The organism is Amphritea pacifica (genome assembly GCF_016924145.1).
Lineage (GTDB): Bacteria > Pseudomonadota > Gammaproteobacteria > Pseudomonadales > Balneatricaceae > Amphritea > Amphritea pacifica.
The window spans coordinates 54749-78671 of record NZ_JAFFZO010000012.1 but is presented as its reverse complement, the minus strand read 5'-3'; the positions used below and the strand labels follow the sequence as shown (position 1 = coordinate 78671).

Sequence of the window (23923 nt, the reverse complement as noted above, 5' to 3'; positions counted from 1 at the left end):
AACTGAATGAAAAAACGGAGAAGTTGTCGCAAAAATAAAAAGACGCGTGGGGAGTATCAGTTTCCTGATACCCCTTTAGCATCCAGCTTAATATACGACTGAACTGAACACCTGAAACTATCGCGTGGACCATAACTATTATATTTTTTTAATGTTTCTATCCCAGCTTTCCGCCTAATAAGTATGTTCCCATTAATCTCTCCAGTGTGATTACCACGCATTAATTTATATGCCTGCAAGGTAGAGCTGTCTATCTCCTCTAGCTCAACCCCCTCTATTGGCCCCATCGGGTTTTTCTCTGGACTATAGGTGTAATACTCCGGATCGTACCAATCGTTTACCCATTCTGCGGCATTGTCCTGCAGCCCATATATTCCCAAAGGATTTGGAGGCATAGCATCTACAGGGAAAGTATCAGTTTCTTTTCCATCAACCTCGGCCAGAGGATCGGTATTCCGTGGCGACTCTAAAAAACCATTATCCGTCGCATAGTAGACATTCTGCCCCCTATTACGGGCAGCAAACTCCCACTGCGCTTCAGTGGGCAGATCAAATGCATACCCAGTTAACTGACCAAGCCAGGAACAATAATCTTTAGCATCCTGCCATCCCCTTGTACTGGCAGGATTATCCGGTTGAAACTGAAAATTTGCGGGTTCTTCCTCTCGAAGCTCTGGTTTAGGCAGAGGCTCATTGTGAACCAGCAGGTAGCGATCCATATCCTTAACCCGGGTCTCATACTTTGAAAGCGAGTAGCTATCCAGCTCCACCGGATGGGCTGGGCTGGTATCCGCCCAGCGGCTGGCGTTGCACATATTCTCAGTCTCACGCCAGACGGGCCGTTCAGGGTCAGCATCACAGGGCATACCAAAATCCCCCATCATAAACTTACCGCCCTCGATAAACACCATATCCTCGATTGCCCGCACCGCGGTATCCAGCACTTTAGCCTGCAGTTCACTATCGGCATCGGGATGTAGTTTTTGGATATTGGTGCGGATCTCAGCAATCTTTTCTGCAGACACAACATCACTGGTAACAACGATATCAGCTTCGCTGTTACAGCCACTGAGAATCAGCACACTGGTAAGAGAGATAAAGGATACAGACTGAAACAGTCGGGTCAGAGTGGGCATAGATTCATCCTTGTTGCCAGGGTCCATAACGCCCAAAATCATACCTGAACGGGTCTGAGGACTCCAGCTCTGAAGAACTCAATAACTGACCATTATAAATATTCTTAATCAGATACACTCATGGCGTCACTTTATGCAGATACTGGAGCAGTTGAGTGAATACGGTGAAGAAGTAGATATGTATCAGAGCATGAACCGGCTTTGTGCGATTCTTGATTTTGATCAATACCGCGAATTTATAGCCTGGGTCAATGAACTTAAAGTAATTAAGCCTAAACAACTAGCCGAAAATATTTCAACGCCTTTTATTCCGAAAAGAAGGCCAGATACAAAATTTCACGACAAAGCCTTTGTCAGCAATATTGAGGCCGTTTGGGGTATATCAATTAGCTAAGCATAAACTAATTCAACTTTAAGTGAGACTGGATAGAACATCTAAAGCTAAACGATGACACATAGGTGTTATATCCTCTTATTTCATCATTTCCAACTTGTCTTCGAATCAAGATATTATTGTTAATCTCCCCTACTAAGTTACCTCTCAGCAGATGAAACTCCTGCTCATTCTGTCCATCCATTTCAAGTAAAAGAGAATCACCTGGTCCCTTAGGATTAGCTATTTGGCTATAAGAATAATATTCAGGATCATACACATCATTAACCCATTCAGCGGCATTATTCTGCAGCCCATAAATCCCCAGTGGATTAGGCGGCAACATATCCACCGGATAGGTATGCCCTAACTTACCTGAGTCCTTATCATAGGGTCGGGTATTTCTTCCATTTTCCAAAAAACCATTATCCGTCGCATAGTAAATATTCTGCCCTCGGTTACGGGCGGCAAACTCCCACTGGGCTTCCGTGGGCAGATCGAAAGCATACCCCGTTAACTGACCCAACCAGGTGCAGTAATCTTTAGCATCCTGCCACCCCCGTGTACTGGCAGGATTATCGGATTGAAACTGAAAGTTTTCTGGCTCTACCTCTCTTAACTCTGGCTTAGGTAGAGGCTCATTATGAGCCAGAAGATAACGATCCATATCCTTAACCCGGGTCTCATACTTTGAAAGCGAGTAGCTATTCAGCTCCACCGGATGGGCCGGGCTGGTATCCGCCCAGCGGCTGGCGTTGCACATATTCTCAGTCTCACGCCAGACGGGCCGTTCAGGGTCAGCATCACAGGGCATACCAAAATCCCCCATCATAAACTTACCCCCCTCAATAAATACCATATCCTCAACTGCCCGCACCGCGGTATCCAGCACTTTAGCCTGCAGTTCACTATCGGCATCGGGATGTAGTGTTTGGATATTGGCCCGTATCTGAGCAATCTTTTCTGCAGACACAACATCACTGGTAACAACGATATCAGCTTCGCCGTTACAGCCACTGAGAATCAGCACACTGGTAAGAGAGATAAAGGATACAGACTGAAATAGTCGGGTCAGAGTGGGCATAGATTCATCCTTGTTGCCGGGTCCATGTAACACGACAAAAATCATACACCAACAGTGATGTCTCAGCCCAGTTGAGAATCGATCCTCCGGCTTTTACTGCCACTAGCGTTTTAGATGAAAGTAGAAATCACTCTGAACCTGAAGAACTGAGGCCCTGCCCTATTACCTCGGTCAAAGAACCTGCCGGCATCAGTGAAATAGAAGCTGCATCTAAGGTATAGCCTTTGATTGATTAATAGGTTAGGATTTGCCCCGAAAAAGGAATTTCAGATAGGCCCAAACTGGTGGCTGTATTGTGCTGAAGGAGTAGCACTGTTTCGATCAGAGCTGTAATACTCTGCATACTTTTCTCCTCTTCTTCACCCTCTGATGTTTCCTTTCTCTGTACCGCCCAGGCGGAATGAGCTGATGCGATCCAGGTGATGCCGCATCAACCCCCATAGTGAGAAATAAAGGGATGTTCTATGAACTCTGAAATCGCTGTAACAGGGATAGCGACAAGCGGCTTCGCTGAAGTCCTGCAACAGAATAAAACTGAATTAGCAAAGATTGAGCAATTCCGAAAATCGGCTATCTCAGTTCTTCCGCGCAATCTTATATTTGCCGGTATGACGCTGGGTGTTTTTTTTCTGATAGGGATGTTTGCCCTGCAAATCATCACCGGAGTGTTTGCGCTGATTCTGTCCGTTAGCGCTGCAGTCGGTGGCTTCTACGGGTTGCGCTTTCTTAAGGCGATGGACCCGGTTATCCGTCAGAAAACGAAAAATTTCAGAATAAAGAAGATGATGGAGGAAGCCCGCCGTAATGCCACAGAACAACTTGATAATCAGGTACTGGTTAACGCTCAACGATTAGAACAGGCCCGTGCCGCCCGGGACCAGATGGGTTCAGCGATTCGGAAAATGGAAAGTCAGATTGATGAACGAAACCAGGGCAAACCGATTTATGAACGCAAAAAAAAGTTATTGGCACAGGTCACTGAAGCCTATCAACAGATACTTGAAAAGCTGGATCGAGCGGCAGCCGTCAACCGTCAATTTGAGCAGAAAGTTAAAGAGTATAAAGACATGGAAGCCTTTGCTGCCCAGGCAAGTCAGGCGATGTCATTTATAAAACATACCGGTAATGATCAGTTAGAAGAGATGCTCTCACTGGAAGCATTCAGCCAGATCGAAACAGACTTTAATACCGCTTTAGTCGAGATTGAAAACAGTGCCCGGGATATGGCAGTAGATATGGCCGACTAGGCAGAAAAGGAGACAAAAATGAGCGAACAGGAAACCACCTCCACCCGAATTATGAGATGGACACTAACCGGACTTCTGGGACTGGCTGTCATTATTGGTCTGCTAACCTTTTTTATCGACAATCCAGACACACAGAGTGGGGATGCAGAACCCGTCTCTCAGGAATCAAACCCCTTTCAATAACCTATTAATCAAAACAAGGATGTAGATATGAATCTATTTAAAGCGCTTGGCTGCTTAACTCTGCTGGGACTGACCACGATGGCCTCGGCTACGGACGTAAAAGTCGGCACCGGTTCTGAGAGCGGTAACTACTACTCTATGGTGAAAGATATTAAAGCGTATTGTGATGACGCGCTGGAAAATGATGCGCATCTTTTGCCAGTGAAGTCAGACGGGTCTGTAGAGAACCTGCTGGGCATGAATAGCAAACAGTTCTCTATGGGCGTGGTTCAGGAAGATGTATTGCAATATTTCGCCAAAACAGAGCCCCGCAAGGTTAACGGCAATCGCATGAAGGTTATCGACGGGATGCATATGGAATCCCTTCACCTTCTGATACCAAAAGGCTATCAGCCAGAGGGGGATGATGCCGGCTGGAAAGCGATGTGGAGCGGGCTGATTAAAGATGAAAAGCCAAAACCAATTTCGCTTAATCTGTTAAAAGGCCAGACCGTCGGTTCCTGGGGCGGTAGCGTTATCAGCGCCAAAGCGTTGAGCTACTTTATGGGTTTAAACCTGAATGTTGTTGAGATTCCGGCAGATAAACGTAGTAATCCAAACATGCCATTAGTGCTGGTTGGCGGACACCCTTACAAACCGGTAGAGCAGTACCTTGCCAGCGGTAAATACCACCTGGTCGCAATAGATTTTGCACAACTGGCAGGAAAGGCTCCATTTTACATTCAATCCAGTGTCAGCTACCGGGTTGACGGAAAAATTCAATCGGTACCGACTTTCGGCGTTCGCGCACTCCTGATTGGCAAATCTTTCCGTAAGGAAGAGCGAAATGCCAACATGGTCAATCTGGCTAACTGCATTAATGACAGCCTGATTGATCTGGCCGATGATCCTAACACGAACCCCAACTGGGCTTCAGTGTATGAGCTGGAAGAGGCAGGCGAACAAACCAACTGGAACTATTTCTCTCTGAGTAAATAACCCAACAAAAAAACGCCCCTCTCTAAAAGACAGGGGCGTTTTTTACAACTAACAATCGGCGTTACAAACCGTACTTATCCGCCATTCCTTCCAGAGAGATCGGTACGATCTTATCCGCATGACCGGCAGTACCGAACGCTTCGTAGCGGGCAATACAGATCTCGCTCATCGCATCCATGGTCACTTTAAGGAATTTACGCGGATCGAACTCAGAAGGGTTTTGCGCCATGAAGCGACGTACCGCACCGGTAGATGCCAGACGCAGGTCAGTGTCGATATTGACCTTACGCACACCGTGTTTAATACCCTCAACGATCTGTTCAACCGGCACACCGTAGGTCTCAGGAATCTCACCACCAAACTCGTTGATGATCGCCAGCCACTCCTGTGGAACAGAGGAGGAACCGTGCATAACTAAGTGAGTGTTCGGTATGCGGTCATGGATCGCTTTAATGCGGTCAATCGCCAGAATATCGCCGGTTGGCGGACGGGTGAACTTGTAAGCACCGTGGGAGGTACCACAGGCAATCGCCAGCGCATCAACACCTGTTTTAGCCACGAAGTCCGATGCTTCTTCCGGATCGGTCAGCATCTGGTCGTGGGACAGTGTACCTTCAGCGCCAACACCATCCTCTTCACCAGCCTGTCCGGTTTCCAGAGACCCCAGACAACCCAGTTCACCTTCAACAGAAACACCACACGCATGGGCCATCTCTACGGTACGACGGGTAACATCAACGTTGTATTCATAATCAGAGGGGGTTTTACCATCCTCTTTCAGGGAGCCGTCCATCATGACGGAGGAGAAGCCCATCGCGATGGAACGCTGACAGATCGCTGGAGAGGTGCCGTGATCCTGGTGCATACACACCGGAATATGCGGAAACTCAGCAATCGCCGCCAGAATCATATGCCGCAGGAAGTTAGAGCCCGCATATTTACGTGCACCAGCAGACGCCTGAACAATTACCGGCGAGTTGGTCTTGTCAGCCGCTTCCATGATGGCGCGCATCTGTTCCAGGTTATTCACGTTAAACGCTGGGATGCCGTAGTCATGCTCTGCGGCATGATCCAGCAGTTGACGCATACTGATAAGAGCCATATCTTCACCTTTTAAAAAATTAAGCCGGGTTGCGGCTGTAAATTCTAACGTAAGCAGCTGAATAGATCAGCTGCTCCACTCTATATTCCCACTATTAAAGCGTTATGAGCGCAATAGTTTTAATCAGGCGCGGGATTCCAGCATCGCTACCGCTGGCAATACCTTACCTTCGACAAACTCCAGGAAAGCCCCACCGCCGGTTGAGATGTAAGACACCTGGTCAGCGATACCGTACTTATCCACCGCCGCCAGGGTGTCACCGCCACCGGCAATCGAGAAACCTTTGTTCTCAGCAATCGCCAGCGACAGTGCTTTAGTGCCTTCACCAAACTGATCAAACTCAAACACACCGACCGGACCGTTCCAGATAATGGTACCGGCTTCTTTCAGCAGTTCGGCCAGGTTCGCAGCAGACTGCGGACCAATATCCAGAATCATATCATCTTCAGCCACATCATCGACCAGCTTAACGGTCGCAGCGGCGGTTTCAGCAAACTCAGTTGCAACCACAACATCCACCGGCAGGGGAATATTCACCTTATCCATCAGCGCTTTTGCGGTGGGAATCAGATCATGTTCACACAACGACTTACCCACCGGCTTACCCGCAGCAGCGAGGAAGGTATTAGCAATACCGCCCCCCACAATCAGTTGATCAACCTTATCAGACAACGATTCCAGTACCGTCAGTTTAGTAGACACTTTCGATCCGCCAACAATAGCAGCCATTGGTCGGGCCGGTTTATCCAGCGCCTTTTCCAGCGCCTCCAGCTCACCCGCCAGCAAAGGGCCTGCACAGGCTACCGGGGCAAACTTAGCAACACCATGAGTCGACGCCTGAGCGCGGTGAGCGGTACCAAACGCATCCATCACATAGATATCGCACAGGGCGGCCATCTGCTTAGACAACGCCTCATCATCTTTCTTCTCACCGACATTGAAACGTACGTTTTCCAGCAGTACGACACCGCCTTCTGCCAGATCAAAGCCCCCCGTCAGCCAGTCGCTGATCAGCGGAACTTCACGTCCCAGCAGGCCTGCCAGATGAGCAGCCACCGGTGCCAGTGAGCTGGCTGCATCATACTCACCCTCAGTTGGGCGGCCCAGGTGAGACATCAGCATCACCTTAGCACCCGCGTCCAGAGCGTGCTTAATGGTTGGCAGTGATGCACGAATACGGGCATCGCTGGTGACCTTGCCATCCTTGACCGGCACATTGAGGTCTTCACGGATCAGGACGCGTTTGCCCTTGAGATCCAGTTCGGTCATTTTCAATACGCTCATAATATTTCCTGCTTTCTAATCTAAAAAAGTAGAGTACCGTCTTCGCAGACCATACCTTAAAATTACTTCAGTTTTTCAGTCGGACCGGCAGTTAAGCCATGCCTGAGCGACATCCAGCATCCGGTTGGCAAAACCCCACTCATTATCGAACCAACACATCAGTTTTATCATATTGCCGCCACTGACACGGGTCTGAGTACCATCGACAACACCGGAACGGGAATCCCGATTGAAGTCTACCGAAGCGTGTGCTTCTTCGGTATAACCTAAAAGTCCTCTTAACGGACCTTCTGCAGCACGACGGATGATCTGATTAACCTGCGCTGCACTGGTCTCCTCTGAGACATTCAGAGAGATATCCAGCAGAGATACGTTAATGGTCGGCACCCGTACATGCAGCGACTCAAAGCGGCCCGCCAGTTCCGGCAGCAAACGGTCGATACCGCGATGCAGCCCGGTATTCACCGGGATAATAGACTGCATCGCACTGCGGGTAAGCCGCAGATCGGTCTGATGATAGCTGTCGATCACCGGCTGATCATTCATCGCTGAGTGAATGGTGGTGGTTAAGCCACTGATAATCCCCAGCTCCCGGTGCAACAGATCCAGAATCGGCACAATGCAGTTGGTCGAGCAGGACCCTGCAGCAACAATAGTCTGCTCTGCGGCCAGCAACTGCTGATTAAATCCATAGATAACCGTGGCATCAACATCACTGCCAGCGGGTTGGGAGAAAAGGAGTTTTCTGGCACCACTGTCAAGATGCTGCTGGGCGGTCGGGCGGTCACTGAATGAACCGGAACACTCCAGCACCAGATCAATATCCAGCGTTTGCCAGGGCATAGCAGAAGAGGAGGCTTCGTTAAGCACCCGGATCCTGTCGCCATTGATCAGCAACTCAGTACCATTATGCGATACAGGCAGCGGGAAACGCCCGTGAGTGGTGTCATAGCGGGTCAGATAGGTGACCGTCTCAATGTCAGACAGCTCATTGATCGCCACCACCTGCAGCTGTTCGCGGTAGCCACACTCATAGATAGCCCGCAGGACACTTTGTCCGATGCGGCCATAACCATTTATTGCAACCCGGTACGCCATACCACCTCGTTAAACAAAAAAGCCAACTGAATCAGCTGGCCTTTTTTATCAGCCTGCACTCAGAGAACAGACTTTACTTTTTCAACTACATTTTCGACAGTAAAGCCGAACAGTTTAAACAGATCACCCGCGGGTGCTGACTCACCAAAAGTGGTCATCCCCACAATAGCACCGTTCAGACCCACATACTTGTACCAGAAATCCGCCTGCGCCGCTTCCACCGCAACCCGGGCAGTAACAGCAGACGGCAGCACCGCTTCACGGTACTCAGCATCCTGCTTATCAAACAGATCAGTGGATGGCATAGAGACTACGCGTACCTGCTTGCCTTCGGCTTCCAGGGCTGCTGCAGAGTCCATCGCCAGACCCACTTCAGACCCGGTAGCGATAAGGATGGCATCCGGAGTGCCAGACGTATCACGCAGAATATATCCACCGCGGGCGATATTCGCCAGTTGCTCATCGGTACGTGCCTGATGAGGCAGGTTCTGACGGGAGAAGATCATCGCTGTCGGACCATCGGCACGCTCAAGCGCAGATTTCCAGGCTACCGCAGACTCAACCGCATCCGCGGGACGCCAGCAGCTCATATTCGGCGTATGACGCAGGTTAGCGATCTGCTCAATCGGCTGATGGGTCGGGCCATCTTCACCCAGGCCAATCGAGTCGTGGGTGTACACATGGATCGCACGCAGCTTCATCAGCGCCGCCATCCGCAGCGCGTTACGAGCATATTCCATAAACACCAGGAAGGTCGCACCGTAGGGCACAAAACCGCCATGCAGAGCGATACCGTTCATGATGGCAGACATACCAAACTCACGCACACCGTAGAACAGGTAGTTGCCGGAGGCATCATCTTTAGTCACGCCCTTGCAGCCGGACCACAAAGTCAGGTTCGAACCGGCCAGATCAGCAGAACCGCCCATCAGTTCAGGCAGCAGCGGGCCATAGGCATTCAGAGCATTCTGAGAGGCTTTACGGGAAGCGATGGTTTCCCCTTTATCCTGCAGCTCTTTGATGTAAGCATCAGCTTTATCGGAGAAGTCCGCTGGCAGCTCACCGCTGTAACGACGGATCAGCTCACGGGCTTCAGCAGGGTAAGCTTTGCTGTATTCGGCAAAACGCTCTTCCCACTCACTTTCCAGCACCGCACCGGACTCCAGTGCATTCCACTGGGCAGCGATATCTTCAGGGATCACAAAGGCATCATGTTCCCAGCCCAGCTGTTTGCGGGCCAGTGCGATCTCTTCGTCGCCCAGAGGTGCGCCGTGGCAATCCTCTTTACCCTGCTTGTTAGGGGAACCAAAACCGATAATGGTTTTGCAGCAGATCAGGGTTGGCTGATCTTCGTTGTCCTGCGCCGCTTCGATGGCTGCTTTAATCTGCTCCGCATCGTGACCATCCACATTTGGAATCACCTGCCAGCCGTAGGCTTCAAAGCGTTTAGGGGTATCGTCAGTAAACCAGCCCTCAACTTCACCATCGATAGAGATGCCGTTATCGTCGTAGAACGCGATCAGTTTACCCAGTCCCAGAGTACCGGCCAGTGAGCAGGCCTCGTGGGAGATACCCTCCATCAGACAGCCATCACCGAGGAAAACATAGGTGTGATGGTCGATGATCTCGTGACCTTCACGGTTAAACTGCGACGCCAGGGATTTCTCAGCGATGGCAAAGCCGACTGCGTTAGTGATCCCCTGCCCCAGAGGGCCGGTGGTGGTTTCGACACCCGGCGCATAACCATACTCCGGGTGTCCCGCTGTTTTGGAGTGCAGTTGACGGAAGTTCTTGATGTCATCAATCGACAGATCATAACCGGTCAGGTGCAGCAGGCTGTAGATCAGCATTGAACCATGACCGTTCGACAGAACAAAGCGATCGCGGTCCAGCCAATGCGGGTTTGCCGGATTATGTTTCAGGAAATCGTTCCATAATACTTCAGCGATATCCGCCATACCCATCGGTGCACCAGGGTGACCGGATTTAGCCTTTTGGACAGCATCCATACTGAGGGCACGAATTGCATTGGCAAGTTCTCTACGCGAGGACATTCATTCACTCCAGGGCCGAACAAGCCCAAGTTGAGATTAAAAAGTGTTTGCGGCGGCTGTGTTATCTCTTGTGAAGATAACGAAGACCGGCACCGATAAAAAAATAGGCGGCTATTTTCTCGTAACCGTCCCCCAGCTTCAAACCTATTTCAGATAAATTTAATGAAAATGAGTGGTTTTCATCTAAAAAAGTAAAAAAATCATCCAAAACCGGAAGACCGCCCATGCAATCATGGCGCAAGACGATTAAAATAACTGACATTCTTATACCCGGGCCGACGGTCCGATACCATATTTATCTCCCTTAGCTAGGATTGAAGACGCGTAATGAGCGAATACAGCCTGTTTACCTCGGAGTCAGTCTCCGAAGGTCATCCTGATAAGATCGCCGATCAGATCTCTGATGCGGTTCTTGATGCAATAATTGCTGAAGACAAATACGCCCGTGTAGCCTGTGAAACCATGGTTAAAACCGGTGTCGCGATTGTTTCCGGCGAGATCACTACCTCTGCATGGGTCGATCTGGAAGCGCTGGTTCGTGGCGTTATCTGCGATATCGGCTACACCTCCTCTGATGTCGGTTACGATGGCGCCACCTGTGGCGTGCTGAACATCATCGGCAAGCAGTCGCCTGACATCAATCAGGGAGTTGACCGCGCCAAGCCTGAAGATCAGGGCGCCGGAGACCAGGGGCTGATGTTTGGTTATGCCAGCAACGAAACCGATGTGCTGATGCCGGCACCGATCTGCTACGCCCACCGTCTGGTTGAGCGTCAGGCAGAAGCGCGCAAATCCGGTCTGTTGCCATGGTTGCGTCCGGATGCCAAGAGCCAGGTCACCTTCCGTTATGAAAACGGCCAGCCGGTCGGTATCGATGCGGTGGTTCTGTCAACACAGCACAACCCGGAAGTCTCTATGGCTGACCTGCAGGAAGCGGTGATGGAGCTGATCATCAAACACACCCTGCCTGCAGAGTGGATCGACAAGAGCACTAAATTCCACATCAACCCAACCGGCAACTTTGTGATCGGTGGTCCTGTGGGCGACTGTGGTCTGACCGGTCGTAAGATCATCGTTGATACCTACGGCGGCATGGCTCGTCATGGTGGCGGCGCGTTCTCAGGCAAAGATCCTTCCAAGGTTGACCGTTCTGCTGCTTATGCGGGTCGTTATGTCGCGAAGAACATCGTGGCTGCAGGCCTGGCCGATAAGTGTGAGATCCAGGTATCTTACGCCATCGGTGTTGCTGAACCGACCTCGGTATCGATCAATACGTTTGGTACCGGCAAGATCTCCGACGCTAAGATCATCGAACTGGTCAACAACCACTTCGACCTGCGTCCGCACGCGATCACCCGGATGCTGGATCTGCTGCACCCGATGTATCGCCCGACAGCCGCTTACGGCCACTTCGGCAAAAACCCCTACGAGATGACGGTGGGTAACGATACCTTTACCGCCTATACCTGGGAAAAAACCGATAAAGCTGACGAACTGCGCGCTGCTGCGGGTCTTTAAGCTCTTTTCAGGCTTAGCTATACAACAAAGGCCGGATGCGAATCCGGCCTTTTTTATTGCCTGTCCGCAACAATATATCAAAGCGTAATAATCCCTCTAACTGATCCTTTTATGCCGTGGCATAATACCCCCTTCAACTTTCAGCCTGATTGATATTTATAATGAGAATTCCCCGCTTCTACGAACCTCAGCCGATCACTGAGGATAGCGAAATCAACCTCAGCGACAGCGTGGTTCAGCATGTGTCCCGGGCCTTGAGAATGCGTCCCGGCGACCCACTCATCCTGTTCAATGGCGATGGCCTTGAGTATTCTGCAGAACTGACGGAAGTGGCTAAACGCAATGCCTCGGCACGCATCACCGGCACCACTCAACCGGCACGCATTTCACCCCTCAGCGTCACTATCGGCCAGGCTGTCTCCCGTGGTGAACGGATGGACTATGCGGTGCAGAAAGCCACGGAGCTGGGAATGAATCAGATGGTGCCACTGTTTACCGAGCGCTGCGAAGTGCGACTAAACAGTGAACGTCAGGATAAGCGCCGTCAACACTGGCAGCAGGTTGCTATCAGCGCCTGCGAACAGAGCCTGCGCTGCGATCTGCCCGAGATAGATGAACCCCAATCCCTGAGTGACTGGCTGGACAGGGTTGATGCGGATCTGAAACTGGTTCTGCATCACCATACCGAACAACCGCTGGAAGACTTCGATAAACCCAAATCGGTCGCCCTGCTGATCGGCCCTGAGGGGGGCCTGAGTGAAACTGAAGTGGAGCTGGCACTGTCAAAGGGGTTTAAACCGGTGGCCTTTGGTCCGCGGGTGTTCCGCACCGAAACCGCGCCTGTCGCGGCCCTTTCGGTTCTGCAATACCTCTGGGGGGACCTCGGATAAGCAGGTTCGCAAACAGGGCTATAACAGTAACACTGGTGATGACCAGACCGGGCAGGTAGAATCCCCTTAATCAAAAGATTAACAAGGCAATTCGATGACAGTAAAAGTCGGTATTGTGATGGACCCGATTGAGTCCATCAGCTACAAAAAAGACAGCTCACTGGCGATGCTCTGGGCGGCTCAGCGTAAGGGCTGGGAGATCTGGTACATGGAGCAGAAAGATCTCTATCTGCGCGATGGCAAAGTGCTTGCGAAGATGGCACCGATGACGGTCGATATGAATCCGGATCAGTGGTTCGAGCGGGGCGAATATCAGGTTGAGGAGGTCAGTACTCTGGATGTGGTGCTGATGCGTAAAGACCCACCCTTTGATAACGAATTCAGCTACACCACGCACCTGCTTGAGCTGGCCGCAGCACAGGGTAAAACCCTGATGGTTAACCGCCCTCAGGCGCTGCGCGACTATAACGAGAAGATCTTCGCCACCCACTTCCCACAGTGCTGCCCTCCGGTGCTGGTGACGCGTCGCGATGATCTGCTGCGGGAGTTTCATACCGAGTTTAAAGATGTCATTTTCAAACCCCTGGACGGTATGGGGGGAACCTCAATCTTCCGCATTCAGGAACAGGGGGTCAACCTCGGCGTCATCATTGAAACCCTGACTAAATTTGGCACAGAAACCATCATGGCGCAGAAATACCTGCCGGAGATCGTTGATGGTGACAAACGGATTCTGATGATTGATGGCGAACCGGTTCCCTATGGCCTCTCCCGCATCCCCACCAACGGTGAAACCCGGGGCAACCTGGCCGCGGGCGGACGTGGTGAAGGCCGCCCATTAACCGAGCGCGAACAATGGATCGCCGCTCAGGTCGGGCCAACCCTGAAAGCGCAGGGCATTCTGTTTGCCGGACTGGATGTGATCGGTGATTACCTCACCGAAGTCAATGTCACCAGCCCCACCTGTATCCGCGAACTGGACAATCAGTTTGGTCTGGATATCGGTATGCAACTGATGGATGTGATCGAAGCAAAGCTAAATCAGGGTAATGCATAAGCGCGATGTTATTCCCAGCCCTAACAGGAACACACTATGAGTAAGGCTGCTGTCGCGGTTTCCGCAGCTGACCGGCTCGGCTTCACTCTGTTTCTGGCGGTAGCCGTGCATGCTGCGGCCATACTGGGGATCGGTTTTGCCGTGGCACCGAAGACGCCACCCGCGCAAACCCTGGAGATAACCCTGGCTCAGTTTAAGAGCGATAAGCCTCCGGAAGAGGCCGATTTTATCGCTCAGGCGGACCAACAGGGCAGTGGCCAGCTGGAAGAGAAAGCGCTGCCGGCAACCCGGGAGAAAGCCGATTTTCAGCATCGGGATATACAGGAAACCGCACCGCAGCAACCGCTTACACCGCCGACCGATAGTGCCGCCACACCCACACCGGCCACCACACCAGAGCCAGCACCCATTGCCGAGGTAGCCGACCAGCAAAACACCACCGCAGCAGAACAAGAGGTTGTTATTACCCAGGCCAAGCAGGAAAAGCGGGTAACTAACGCTCCGAAAAAACACCAGCAGTCCACTCCCCCGCCCCCCGCTCCGGGTAGCTCTCAGTCACTGCTGTCTCGCAGCCTTGAGATCGCCAGTCTGGAAGCTCAGCTGGAGTTTCAACGGCAGGAATATGCAAAGCGGCCACGCATAAAACGGCTGACCTCTGCCGCCACCAAAAGCCACAGTGATGCAGTCTACCTGGCCAACTGGCGGCGTAAAATCGAATCGGTGGGTAATCTCAACTATCCTGAAGAGGCCCAACAAAATCAACTCTATGGCAGTTTACGCATGATGGTCAGTGTTTTACCCGACGGCAGTGTAAAGGAGATCAGCATTCTGCACTCCTCCGGCAACCAGATTCTCGACGATGCTGCAGTACGCATTGTGCAGCTGGCTGCTCCCTTTCAGAAGTTCCCTGTCGAGATGCGCAAAAATACCGATCTGCTGGAGATAATCCGCACCTGGAAGTTTGAGAAAAGCAGCCGGATATACTAATAGTAAGAATGCTACGCGCAAAATAAGGATATACAGTGCCGTATCTCGCTATTTCGCGTCACAAGGGCAGGTAATAATTATGACCTCAGACTCTCCCTCAATATACCTCCCTGGCAGCCTTCAGGGGCATTTCCTGATATCGATGCCCCATATGGATGACCCTAACTTTGCCCAAACGGTTATCTATATCTGTGAACATAACGAGTCTGGCGCGATGGGAATCGTTGTTAACCGTCCGATTGAGATGGACCTGGGACAGCTACTGCAACACCTGGAGTTCAGCTATAACAGCGACCTCAACGATCTGATCTACGCCGGTGGACCGGTACAGAATGACCGGGGGTTTATTCTCCACCGGCATACCACCAATCAGTGGGAATCCTGTTACGATGTTACCGATGAACTGACCCTGACGACCTCGCTGGATATTCTGCAGGCGATCAGTGAACACAGCGGGCCTGAGCAGTTTCTGGTGGCGCTGGGCTATGCGGGCTGGGGACCCGGGCAACTGGAGCAGGAACTGTCTGATAATGTATGGTTAAGTTGCCCGGCTAATTTAGATATAATGTTCCGCACCCCGGCTGAAGAGCGACTTCAGGCCGCTGCCGCGACGATGGGGATCAACCTTGATCTGCTAACGTCACAAAGCGGCCACGCCTGATCCTGTTCATCAGCCCTAACCCACTCAAAGAAGCGGAATGATCACACTTTCAGGTCAAATTATAGGCTTTGATTTTGGCACCACACGGATCGGAATCGCCGCAGGTCAGGCCATTACAGGCACGGCCACCCCATTACCTCCGGTCAGCGCCCGGGATGGCGTTCCCGACTGGCCGGTGATCGAAAAGGTGATCTCAGAGTGGCAACCTGCCGCCATTGTCGTTGGTATCCCTCTGAATATGGATGGTTCCATCAGCGACATGTCCCGCCGGGCGCGAAAATTTGCCAACCGTCTCAAAGAACGCTGCCAGCTCCCCTGTTACCTGATCGATGAACGCCTTTCCACCCGGGAAGCCAAGCAGATCAGTCTTTCCCGGGGCGGCAGCAGTAATTTTAAAGAAAACTCTGTTGACGGCATCGCCGCACAACTGATTCTGGAAAGCTGGTTTGCATCAGACCAGTTGATACCCAGTGAAACCCGACTGGAGGACCTCTATGGTATCGGGCGTAATTAAAGTGGATCACCTGCTCACCAAAATGGCGGAAGACCTGACCACACTGATAAAAGTAAGACAGCTGGACAACCCGATGGTCATTGGCATCCATACCGGCGGCGTCTGGCTGGCAGAACACCTGCATCAGCAGTTGGGTATCGAGAGCCCCCTGGGCACCCTGGATATCTCCTTCTACCGTGATGATTTCAGCCGTGCGGGCCTCAACCCTAAAGTTCAGCCCTCAGCGCTGCCCAGTGCTACCGAAGACCGCCATATTATTCTGGTGGATGATGTGATCATGAGCGGACGAACCATCCGGGCAGCGATGAACGAGCTGTTTGACTATGGCCGCCCGGCTTCCATAACCCTGGTCACGCTGCTGGATCTGAACCGTCGCGAGCTACCGATTCAGGCGGATGTTACCGGCGACACACTGCAACTCGCCGATGACGAGCAGGTCAAACTGACCGGACCGGTGCCTCTGGCACTGGAGATCCGTAAAAAAGACAACCCCTAACCTACCGCCGGAATCTGACATGTTTGAACAACAAGATCCCAACCTGATCCAGCTCAATAGCGCCGGTCAGCTGAAACACTTCCTGACCACCGAAGGGCTGAGCCGGGAGATGCTGACAGAGATCCTCGATACGGCAGATTCATTTGTCGATATGAGTGCACAGCAGGTAAAAAAGGTACCGCTGCTACGGGGTAAAACGGTGGTTAACCTGTTTTTTGAGGCCAGCACCCGCACCGCCAGCACCTTTGAACTGGCGGCAAAGCGACTGTCCGCAGATGTCCTCAACCTGAATATCAAAACCTCATCTACTTCTAAGGGCGAAACCCTGAAAGACACCCTGATGACCATGGAAGCGATGCACTCGGATATGTTTATCGTGCGTCACTCAGACAGCGGCGCGGCACACTATATTGCCAGCAATGTCACGCCCCATGTAGCCGTCATCAATGCCGGCGACGGGCGCCATGCTCACCCCACCCAGGCGATGCTGGATATGCTCACCATCCGCCAGCACAAGGGGGGATTCGAACACCTCACGGTGGCGATTGTCGGCGATATCCTTCACTCCAGGGTGGCCCGGTCACAGATCCACGCCCTGCGCACCCTGGGTGCCAGAGAGATCCGGGTGATCGGCCCCACAACACTGCTGCCGCGCCATATAGAAGCGCTGGGCGTCACGGTTTACACCGACATGTGCCAGGGTCTGAAAGATGTCGATGTGGTGATGATGCTGCGACTACAGAAAGAGCGGATGCAAAGCGCCCTGCTGCCCAGCGAATCGGAGTTTTACAGTTTATACGGTCTTACCGAAGAAAAACTGAAGCTCACCCATCCTGACTCCATTGTGATGCATCCCGGACCAATTAACCGCGGCGTAGAGATCGAGACCTCGGTCGCCGATGGTCCGAAATCGATGATTCTGAAACAGGTGACCAACGGTATTGCCGTGCGCATGGCGGTGATGTCAATGGCGATGGGTGGCCAGATGACTGACCATCAGGCTGAGCGGGAGAGCGAATAAGGTGAATACGATGAATATTGCAATCAGGAACGGCCGTGTCATCGACCCCGCCAACCACCTGGACCAGATCACTGATCTGTTTATCTGCGCCGGTAAGATCGCTGCCGTTGGCGAGCCACCGGCAGCGTTTATGGCCGACCAGGAGATCGATGCCACGAACCTGGTGGTCAGCCCCGGTCTGATCGATCTGTGCGCCAACCTGCGTGAGCCCGGCTACAGTCGCAAAGGCACCATCGCCAGTGAAACCGCCGCCGCCGCCGCGGGAGGCATCACCACCCTGTGCATGCCACCACTGACCAGACCGATTGCCGATAACACCGCAGTGATCGATCTGATTGAGGACCTGGCAAAACAGGCTGGCAACGCCCGGGTTCTGCCGATGGGCGCCCTGACCCAGGAGCTGAAAGGCGAACAGCTGAGTCCGATGTATGGACTGAGTAAAGCCGGCTGTATCGGCTTCACCAACGCCCGGGAACCGATCCACAGCTCGCTGACACTGGCGCGCTGCCTCGAGTATGCGGCGACCCATGACCTGCTGGTTATTTTCCAGCCACAGGATGCCGATCTGGCCGCTGGCGGTACCATGCACGACGACACCACCTGCACCCGTCTGGGACTCAGTGGTATTCCGGAAAGTGCTGAAACCATTGAAGTTGCCCGCTGCCTGCTGCTGATCGAACAGACCGGCGTGAGAGCCCACTTTGGTCAGTTGTCCTGCGAACGTTCCGTCAAAATGGTGATGGATGCCCGTGAAAGAGGACTTCCGGTGACCGCTGATATCGCGATTCAGAATCTGCTGTTAACCGATGAAAATGTCAGTGGCTTTGACCCTAACTTCCACCTGATTCCGCCACTACGCAGCCAGCTCGACCGGGCAGGTTTACGCCATGCGCTGGTTGCCGATGGCTTTCAGGCGATCTGTTCGGACCACCAGCCCCATGAACTGGCCGCCAAGCAGGCTCCTTTTGCCGCTACCGAGCCGGGGATGACGGGGCTGGAAACACTGTTGTCACTGTCACTGATGCTGGTGCAGCAGGAACTGATCTCGCTACCGCAGATGCTGGCGAAACTGACCACCGGCCCGGCCCGGGTCCTCAACGTCGATCTGGGAACGCTCACCCCCGGCAGCAGCGCCGATATCTGTATCTTTGATCCAGAACAGGAGTGGGTACTGACTCAGGAAAACCGTCGTTCAGCCGGTGCGAATACACCGTTTATGGGCTTCCCGCTCAAAGGGGTGGTGCGCTATACCCTGTTCGAAGGCAATGTGGTGTTTCAGCAATAGCAACCCGATAACCCATCGCTGATCGGGTATTAAACATCTCACCACCATCAGCAGAAACAAAAAAACGGCGCATCAGATGCGCCGTTTTTTTTACTGTGACGAAACCTACATCCCTTTAACGTCCAGTGAACCTTCATTTTGCAGAAAATCATCATCATCCTGCAGGAAGAAGCCGGAGTCGTCCGATGCATCATTGATATCCGGATTGGTTTCCGAATTAAGTTTAATCATCAGACGCAGGTCGTTCGGTGAGTCCGCATGGGCGATCGCCACATCGTAGGTGATAGTCCCCTCTTTATACTCATTGTAGAGCGCCTGATCGAAGGTCTGCATCCCCAGGTTAGTGGACTTTTTGATCACCTCTTTCAGTTCATGCACCTCGCCTTTACGGATCAGGTCCTGCATCAGAGGGGTATTAATCAGCACTTCCACCACCGCCCGGCGACCTTTGCCATCCTTTGTCGGTAGCAGTTGCTGCGCCACGATCGCTTTCAGGTTAAGCGACAGATCCATCCAGATCTGGGCATGGTGTTCAGGGGGGAAGAAACTGATGATCCGGTCCAGTGCCTGGTTAGCGTTGTTGGCGTGCAGCGTTGCCATACAGAGGTGGCCGGTCTCAGCAAAGGTCAGACCATAGCCCATCGTATCGGCACTGCGAATCTCCCCCATCAGAATCACATCCGGGGCCTGACGCAGGGTATTTTTCAGGGCCACCTCAAAGGAGTCGGTATCCAGGCCCACTTCCCGCTGGGTGATCACACTCTGCTTATGCTCATGGATATATTCGATCGGGTCCTCAATGGTGATGATATGCCCGGCAGTATTGGCATTGCGGTAATCGATCATCGACGCCAGTGACGTTGATTTACCAGTACTGGTACCGCCGACAAACAGGATAAGCCCCCGTTTGGTCATCGCCAGATCCTTAAGCACCGGCGGCAGATTCAGCTCCTCCATCGTTGGGATATAGGTGTTGATACGCCGTAGCACCATACCGGGAGAGTTACGCTGAAAAAACGCACTCACCCGGAAACGACCGATCCCCGGAGCACTGATAGCAAAGTTACATTCGCGGGTGCCCTCAAACTCAGCCAGTTGCTTATCGTTCATGGTGCTATAGGTCAGCGAACGTGCCTGAGCGGGTTTCAGAGCTTCTTTGGTTAATGGCTTAATCGTGCCATCAACCTTGATGCTGGGACGGGCTCCGGCGGTGATAAACAGATCGGATGCTTGTCGGTCAGTCATAACCTTGAGTAGCTGGGTAATATCCAAAATATCCGCTCCGTCTTAGAAATTCTTAGGATTCAGTGCTTTAGCACGGGCTGATTCACGGGTAATCAAACCTTTCTGCATCAGGTCGGTGAGCGACTGGTCCAAGGTCACCATCCCAAATGCCGCACCGGTCTGAATGGCAGAGTACATCTGCGCCACCTTATCTTCACGTATCAGGTTACGAATTGCTGGCGTGCCCACCATAATCTCATGGGCTGCCACCCGCCCGCCTTTCGGCTTCTTCAGCAGAGTCTGGGAGATAACCCCCTGCAGAGATTCTGACAGCATCGAACGCACCATCGATTTTTCTGCTGCCGGGAATACGTCGATAATACGGTCAATCGTTTTCGCCGCGGAGGTGGTGTGCAGTGTACCAAACACCAGGTGACCGGTTTCTGCAGCGGTCAGCGCAAGACGGATAGTTTCCAGATCCCGCATCTCACCCACCAGAATAATATCCGGGTCCTCACGCAGGGCGGAACGCAACGCCTCCTCAAACCCAAGCGTATCCCGGTGCACCTCACGCTGGTTAACCAGACACTTCTTGCTCTGATGGACAAATTCTATCGGGTCCTCAATCGTGAGTATGTGCTCGTTGCGGGTCTCATTGATGTAATCCACCATCGCCGCCAGGGTGGTACTCTTACCCGAGCCGGTCGGGCCGGTTACCAGCACCAGGCCTCGGGCATTATTGGAAAGATTGCGGAACACCTGTCCCATGCCCAGATCATCCATCGTCAGAACTTTGCTGGGGATGGTCCGGAATACCGCTGCCGCACCACGGTTCTGGTTATAGGCGTTAACACGGAAACGGGCCAGACCGGGCACCTCGAAGGAGAAGTCAGTTTCAAACCGCTCCTCGTAGTCCTTACGCTGCTTATCATTCATGATATCGTATATCAGCGTATGAACCTGTTTGTGCTCCAGAGAGGGCAACTTAATTCTGCGGACCTCGCCATCAACCCGGATAACCGGTGGCATACCGGCGGTTATATGGAGGTCGGACGCTCCCTGCTGAACGGTAAACGATAAGAGTTCTGTAATATCCATGGCTTCTCAGGTGTATAGGGAATCTGCAAGCAGTTCCATTGATTATCTGTAAGCGACAAAGCCTTCGACTGAAGACGTTGCATACCGTATAACTGGCCCTTCAATGATAATAAAAGCTGCAACCGGGGATATAAAGTCTTTATAAGCCTATTTTGGGCAGCATTGGCTATGATTTACCATAAAAACAGCTCTGAGCGCTGCTAAACGTTGCGAACAACCCAGGCACGGGGCAAATATTCGCGGGTTAGCCGGTGTTCTCTGGTATTATAGTCGCTCACCCCTTATGGGTTGCACTATATCAGTTTTATCAGAATCGCCCATCATAGCCAATCGCTAGTTATTACACTATGACACAGATTACAGATCGATTAAAAAACGTTCACTGCCAGATAAACGCGGCAGCCATCGCTGCGCAGCGTCAGCCGCAAGCGATCAAGCTGCTGGCGGTCAGCAAAACACGCCCGGCTGAAGAACTGCGTCAGGCCTGGGCTTGCGGGCAACAGGCATTTGGCGAGAACTATCTTCAGGAAGCGCTGGATAAGATTGAGGCGCTACAAGATCTGGATATCATCTGGCACTTTATCGGTCCGATACAGTCCAATAAAACCCGGGCAATTGCAGAAAACTTCAGCTGGGTTCACAGCGTAGACCGGTTTAAGATCGCACAACGCCTCAGCGATCAGCGGCCCGGAAACTTGCCTCCACTGAATATCTGTCTGCAGGTAAACATCAGCGGGGAAAGTAGCAAATCAGGGGTTCTGCCGGCTGATTTGCCCGCACTGGCCGCCGCAGTGGCGACGCTGAGCAACATCCGTCTGCGGGGATTAATGGCCATTCCCGCCAGTAGCGACGATCCCGAACAGCAACGCAAACCCTTTGCACAGATGAATCATCTGCTGCAATCGTTGCAACGGCAATTGCCGGACCAGCCACTGGACACTCTGTCTATGGGGATGTCCGGTGATATGGAGGCCGCCATTCTGGAAGGTGCTACCATTGTACGTATCGGCACTGCATTGTTTGGCCCCCGCGACTACAGCAGCCATCATCAGTCATAGCAAGCATCAATCTATAACCATATTTAACATCGGGTATTACACGTGAGCACACAACCTACATTAGCATTTATCGGCGCAGGCAACATGGCCCGGGCCATCATGGGCGGACTGATCAGCAACGGTTATCCGGCGGCAAACATCTGGGCTTGTGATACCGAGCAAGACAAGATGGCCGACCTGCAGCAGCAGGGGCTCAATACCACCACCGACAACAATGCCGCTGTGGCTGCGGCGGATATCGTGATTCTGGCGGTTAAACCTCAGGTGCTAAAAAGCGTCGCCATGGATATGGCGGCCAGCGTGCAGCAACATAAGCCGCTACTGATCTCTGTCGCCGCCGGCATTCTGTGCAACAGCCTGGAACAGTGGCTGGGGGGGGATATCCCGGTGGTACGCTGTATGCCCAACACCCCGGCACTGGTTAAGCAGGGGGCCAGCGGTCTCTATGCCAACAATCGGGTTAGCGACCTGCAACGCAGCCAGACCGAACAGGTCATGACCGCCACCGGTATTGCGCTGTGGGTTGAAAACGAAGCTCAACTGGATGCGGTCACAGCGGTTTCCGGTAGCGGCCCGGCCTACTATTTCCTGATGATGGAAGCGATGGTCGCGGCAGGAGAAAAACTGGGGCTGAGCCGTGAAGTAGCGCAGCAACTCACTATCCAGACCGCCCTCGGGGCAGCGGAGATGGCGCGCCAAAGCGATGTTGAGCCCGCTGAACTGCGCCGCCGCGTGACATCCCCCAAAGGCACTACGGAACAGGCGATACTCACCTTTATCGATCAGGGACTGCCTGAAATCATTGCTAACGGCATGCAGGCATGCAGTGACCGCTCTGCAGCACTGGCAGAAGAACTTGGCAAATAAGCAAATGATATAAATGCCTTTCTTCGGTTCATAGTCACCATGAAAGGCTCTATACTCAGGGCTATACGCTGACGCATGACTCACACTGTAATGCGCCAGACACTGAATCAACCCAAACAGATATCTGCAACAGGAACAGAGACAATGGGACAGGATCCTCTCAGTTCAATTATTCAGCTTTTCGGCCAGCTTTATGTTTTCATTGTCGTGCTGCGATTTTTGCTACAGATCGCTAAAGCCGACTATTACAACCCTATCTGTCAGGCGGTCGTTAAAATTACTGCAGTGCCACTGACACCATTACAGAGAGTATTGCCACGCCCCGCCAATATCGATCTTTCACCGCTGTTACTGGCGTTTTTAATCAATGTTGCGCTCTGGGCAATTATTCTGCTGCTCAAAGGCCAGAGCATGGGTGCAAACCTGTCTCCCGTGATGGTCCTTTCCGGCATCGGGGTACTGAATACGATTCTCGATATCTATTTTTACGCGGTTATTGGCGCGGTGATCATCAGTTGGGTGGCCCCCGGTAGCTATCATCCGGGGCCACAACTGATTGTACAGCTGACAGAACCGCTGTTTGCCCTGGCACGCAGGGTGATTCCCTCCCTGGGAGGACTTGATCTGTCGCCGATACTGATCTTTTTCGTCATCCAGATCGCCCGTTACCAGCTAGGCAACCTGACCCACTTCCTGCTCTGAGGACGC

25 protein-coding genes are annotated in these 23923 nt (G+C 52.4%); 16 read left to right on the top strand and 9 right to left on the bottom strand.

Features of this window, described 5'->3' with window-relative positions:
- Window positions 1-56: 56 nt before the first annotated feature.
- Window positions 57-1136, bottom strand: coding sequence for a formylglycine-generating enzyme family protein (locus JW499_RS08485; protein WP_205210193.1), 1080 nt, complete (start codon window positions 1134-1136; stop codon window positions 57-59).
- A gap of 133 nt (window positions 1137-1269) precedes the next feature.
- On the opposite strand from JW499_RS08485, the gene JW499_RS08480 reads away from it, so the two are divergent.
- A complete protein-coding gene (locus JW499_RS08480; RefSeq protein ID WP_205210192.1) occupies window positions 1270-1530 on the top strand; it encodes a hypothetical protein in 261 nt (86 codons plus the stop codon).
- Window positions 1531-1537: 7 nt separating this feature from the next.
- On the opposite strand, the gene JW499_RS08475 is transcribed toward JW499_RS08480, so the two are convergent.
- Complete coding sequence (locus JW499_RS08475; RefSeq protein ID WP_205210191.1) at window positions 1538-2593, bottom strand: formylglycine-generating enzyme family protein; 1056 nt, start codon at window positions 2591-2593, stop codon at window positions 1538-1540.
- Between the two features lie 464 nt (window positions 2594-3057).
- Here JW499_RS08475 and JW499_RS08470 point away from each other — a divergent pair, with 464 nt between their 5' ends.
- The 3 genes from JW499_RS08470 to JW499_RS08460 are packed head-to-tail and all read left to right on the top strand — an operon-like array spanning window position 3058 to window position 5001.
- Window positions 3058-3840: a hypothetical protein gene (locus JW499_RS08470; protein ID WP_091360398.1), complete on the top strand. Its 783-nt coding sequence runs from the start codon at window positions 3058-3060 to the stop codon at window positions 3838-3840.
- Between the two features lie 18 nt (window positions 3841-3858).
- Entirely contained in the window at window positions 3859-4023 is a 165-nt protein-coding gene (locus JW499_RS08465) for a hypothetical protein (protein WP_205210190.1), read from the top strand.
- Window positions 4024-4050: 27 nt separating this feature from the next.
- The gene (locus JW499_RS08460) at window positions 4051-5001 is read left to right on the top strand and encodes a TAXI family TRAP transporter solute-binding subunit (protein ID WP_205210189.1); all 951 of its coding nucleotides are present in this window, start codon (window positions 4051-4053) and stop codon (window positions 4999-5001) included.
- A gap of 61 nt (window positions 5002-5062) precedes the next feature.
- Here the strand turns inward: JW499_RS08460 and fba are convergent, their stop codons facing one another.
- The 5 genes from fba to JW499_RS08435 all read right to left on the bottom strand — a co-directional run bounded on the left by fba (window position 5063) and on the right by JW499_RS08435 (window position 10801).
- Window positions 5063-6103, bottom strand: coding sequence for a class II fructose-bisphosphate aldolase (gene fba / locus JW499_RS08455; protein ID WP_205210188.1), 1041 nt, complete (start codon window positions 6101-6103; stop codon window positions 5063-5065).
- Window positions 6104-6226: 123 nt separating this feature from the next.
- Window positions 6227-7387: a phosphoglycerate kinase gene (locus tag JW499_RS08450; RefSeq protein ID WP_205210187.1), complete on the bottom strand. Its 1161-nt coding sequence runs from the start codon at window positions 7385-7387 to the stop codon at window positions 6227-6229.
- A 75-nt stretch (window positions 7388-7462) separates the two neighbouring features.
- Entirely contained in the window at window positions 7463-8485 is a 1023-nt protein-coding gene (locus JW499_RS08445; RefSeq protein WP_205210186.1) for a type I glyceraldehyde-3-phosphate dehydrogenase, read from the bottom strand.
- Between the two features lie 59 nt (window positions 8486-8544).
- Entirely contained in the window at window positions 8545-10539 is a 1995-nt protein-coding gene (tkt, locus tag JW499_RS08440; RefSeq protein ID WP_205210185.1) for a transketolase, read from the bottom strand.
- A 61-nt stretch (window positions 10540-10600) separates the two neighbouring features.
- A complete protein-coding gene (locus tag JW499_RS08435) occupies window positions 10601-10801 on the bottom strand; it encodes a hypothetical protein (RefSeq protein WP_205210184.1) in 201 nt (66 codons plus the stop codon).
- A gap of 65 nt (window positions 10802-10866) precedes the next feature.
- Between JW499_RS08435 and metK the strand changes: the two genes are divergently transcribed.
- The 9 genes from metK to JW499_RS08390 all read left to right on the top strand — a co-directional run bounded on the left by metK (window position 10867) and on the right by JW499_RS08390 (window position 18968).
- Window positions 10867-12057 carry a methionine adenosyltransferase gene (gene metK / locus JW499_RS08430; protein ID WP_205210183.1) on the top strand — a complete coding sequence of 397 codons (1191 nt, stop codon included), beginning with the start codon at window positions 10867-10869 and terminating at the stop codon, window positions 12055-12057.
- 161 nt (window positions 12058-12218) lie between these two features.
- Window positions 12219-12947 carry a 16S rRNA (uracil(1498)-N(3))-methyltransferase gene (locus JW499_RS08425; protein ID WP_205210182.1) on the top strand — a complete coding sequence of 243 codons (729 nt, stop codon included), beginning with the start codon at window positions 12219-12221 and terminating at the stop codon, window positions 12945-12947.
- 94 nt (window positions 12948-13041) lie between these two features.
- Entirely contained in the window at window positions 13042-14004 is a 963-nt protein-coding gene (gshB, locus tag JW499_RS08420; protein ID WP_205210181.1) for a glutathione synthase, read from the top strand.
- 36 nt (window positions 14005-14040) lie between these two features.
- The gene (locus JW499_RS08415) at window positions 14041-14991 is read left to right on the top strand and encodes an energy transducer TonB (RefSeq protein WP_205210180.1); all 951 of its coding nucleotides are present in this window, start codon (window positions 14041-14043) and stop codon (window positions 14989-14991) included.
- Between the two features lie 79 nt (window positions 14992-15070).
- Window positions 15071-15652 (top strand): YqgE/AlgH family protein, encoded by a 582-nt coding sequence (locus tag JW499_RS08410; protein ID WP_205210179.1) that lies wholly within the window; start codon window positions 15071-15073, stop codon window positions 15650-15652.
- Window positions 15653-15689: 37 nt separating this feature from the next.
- Entirely contained in the window at window positions 15690-16166 is a 477-nt protein-coding gene (ruvX, locus tag JW499_RS08405) for a Holliday junction resolvase RuvX (protein ID WP_205210178.1), read from the top strand.
- Window positions 16147-16662 (top strand): bifunctional pyr operon transcriptional regulator/uracil phosphoribosyltransferase PyrR, encoded by a 516-nt coding sequence (gene pyrR / locus JW499_RS08400; protein ID WP_205210177.1) that lies wholly within the window; start codon window positions 16147-16149, stop codon window positions 16660-16662. Before ruvX ends, pyrR begins: the two co-directional genes overlap by 20 nt.
- Window positions 16663-16681: 19 nt before the next feature.
- The gene (locus JW499_RS08395; protein ID WP_091360376.1) at window positions 16682-17683 is read left to right on the top strand and encodes an aspartate carbamoyltransferase catalytic subunit; all 1002 of its coding nucleotides are present in this window, start codon (window positions 16682-16684) and stop codon (window positions 17681-17683) included.
- 10 nt (window positions 17684-17693) lie between these two features.
- Complete coding sequence (locus JW499_RS08390; RefSeq protein WP_205210176.1) at window positions 17694-18968, top strand: dihydroorotase; 1275 nt, start codon at window positions 17694-17696, stop codon at window positions 18966-18968.
- Between the two features lie 105 nt (window positions 18969-19073).
- Here the strand turns inward: JW499_RS08390 and JW499_RS08385 are convergent, their stop codons facing one another.
- The gene (locus JW499_RS08385; protein WP_091360372.1) at window positions 19074-20240 is read right to left on the bottom strand and encodes a PilT/PilU family type 4a pilus ATPase; all 1167 of its coding nucleotides are present in this window, start codon (window positions 20238-20240) and stop codon (window positions 19074-19076) included.
- A gap of 15 nt (window positions 20241-20255) precedes the next feature.
- Window positions 20256-21290, bottom strand: coding sequence for a type IV pilus twitching motility protein PilT (locus tag JW499_RS08380; protein WP_091360370.1), 1035 nt, complete (start codon window positions 21288-21290; stop codon window positions 20256-20258).
- Window positions 21291-21637: 347 nt separating this feature from the next.
- Here JW499_RS08380 and JW499_RS08375 point away from each other — a divergent pair, with 347 nt between their 5' ends.
- From JW499_RS08375 to JW499_RS08365, 3 genes are all read left to right on the top strand, one after another.
- A complete protein-coding gene (locus JW499_RS08375; RefSeq protein ID WP_205210175.1) occupies window positions 21638-22348 on the top strand; it encodes a YggS family pyridoxal phosphate-dependent enzyme in 711 nt (236 codons plus the stop codon).
- A 42-nt stretch (window positions 22349-22390) separates the two neighbouring features.
- Window positions 22391-23215, top strand: a complete 825-nt coding sequence (gene proC / locus JW499_RS08370; protein WP_205210174.1) for a pyrroline-5-carboxylate reductase — start codon at window positions 22391-22393, stop codon at window positions 23213-23215.
- A 144-nt stretch (window positions 23216-23359) separates the two neighbouring features.
- A complete protein-coding gene (locus tag JW499_RS08365; RefSeq protein ID WP_205210173.1) occupies window positions 23360-23917 on the top strand; it encodes a YggT family protein in 558 nt (185 codons plus the stop codon).
- Window positions 23918-23923 lie beyond the last annotated feature (6 nt).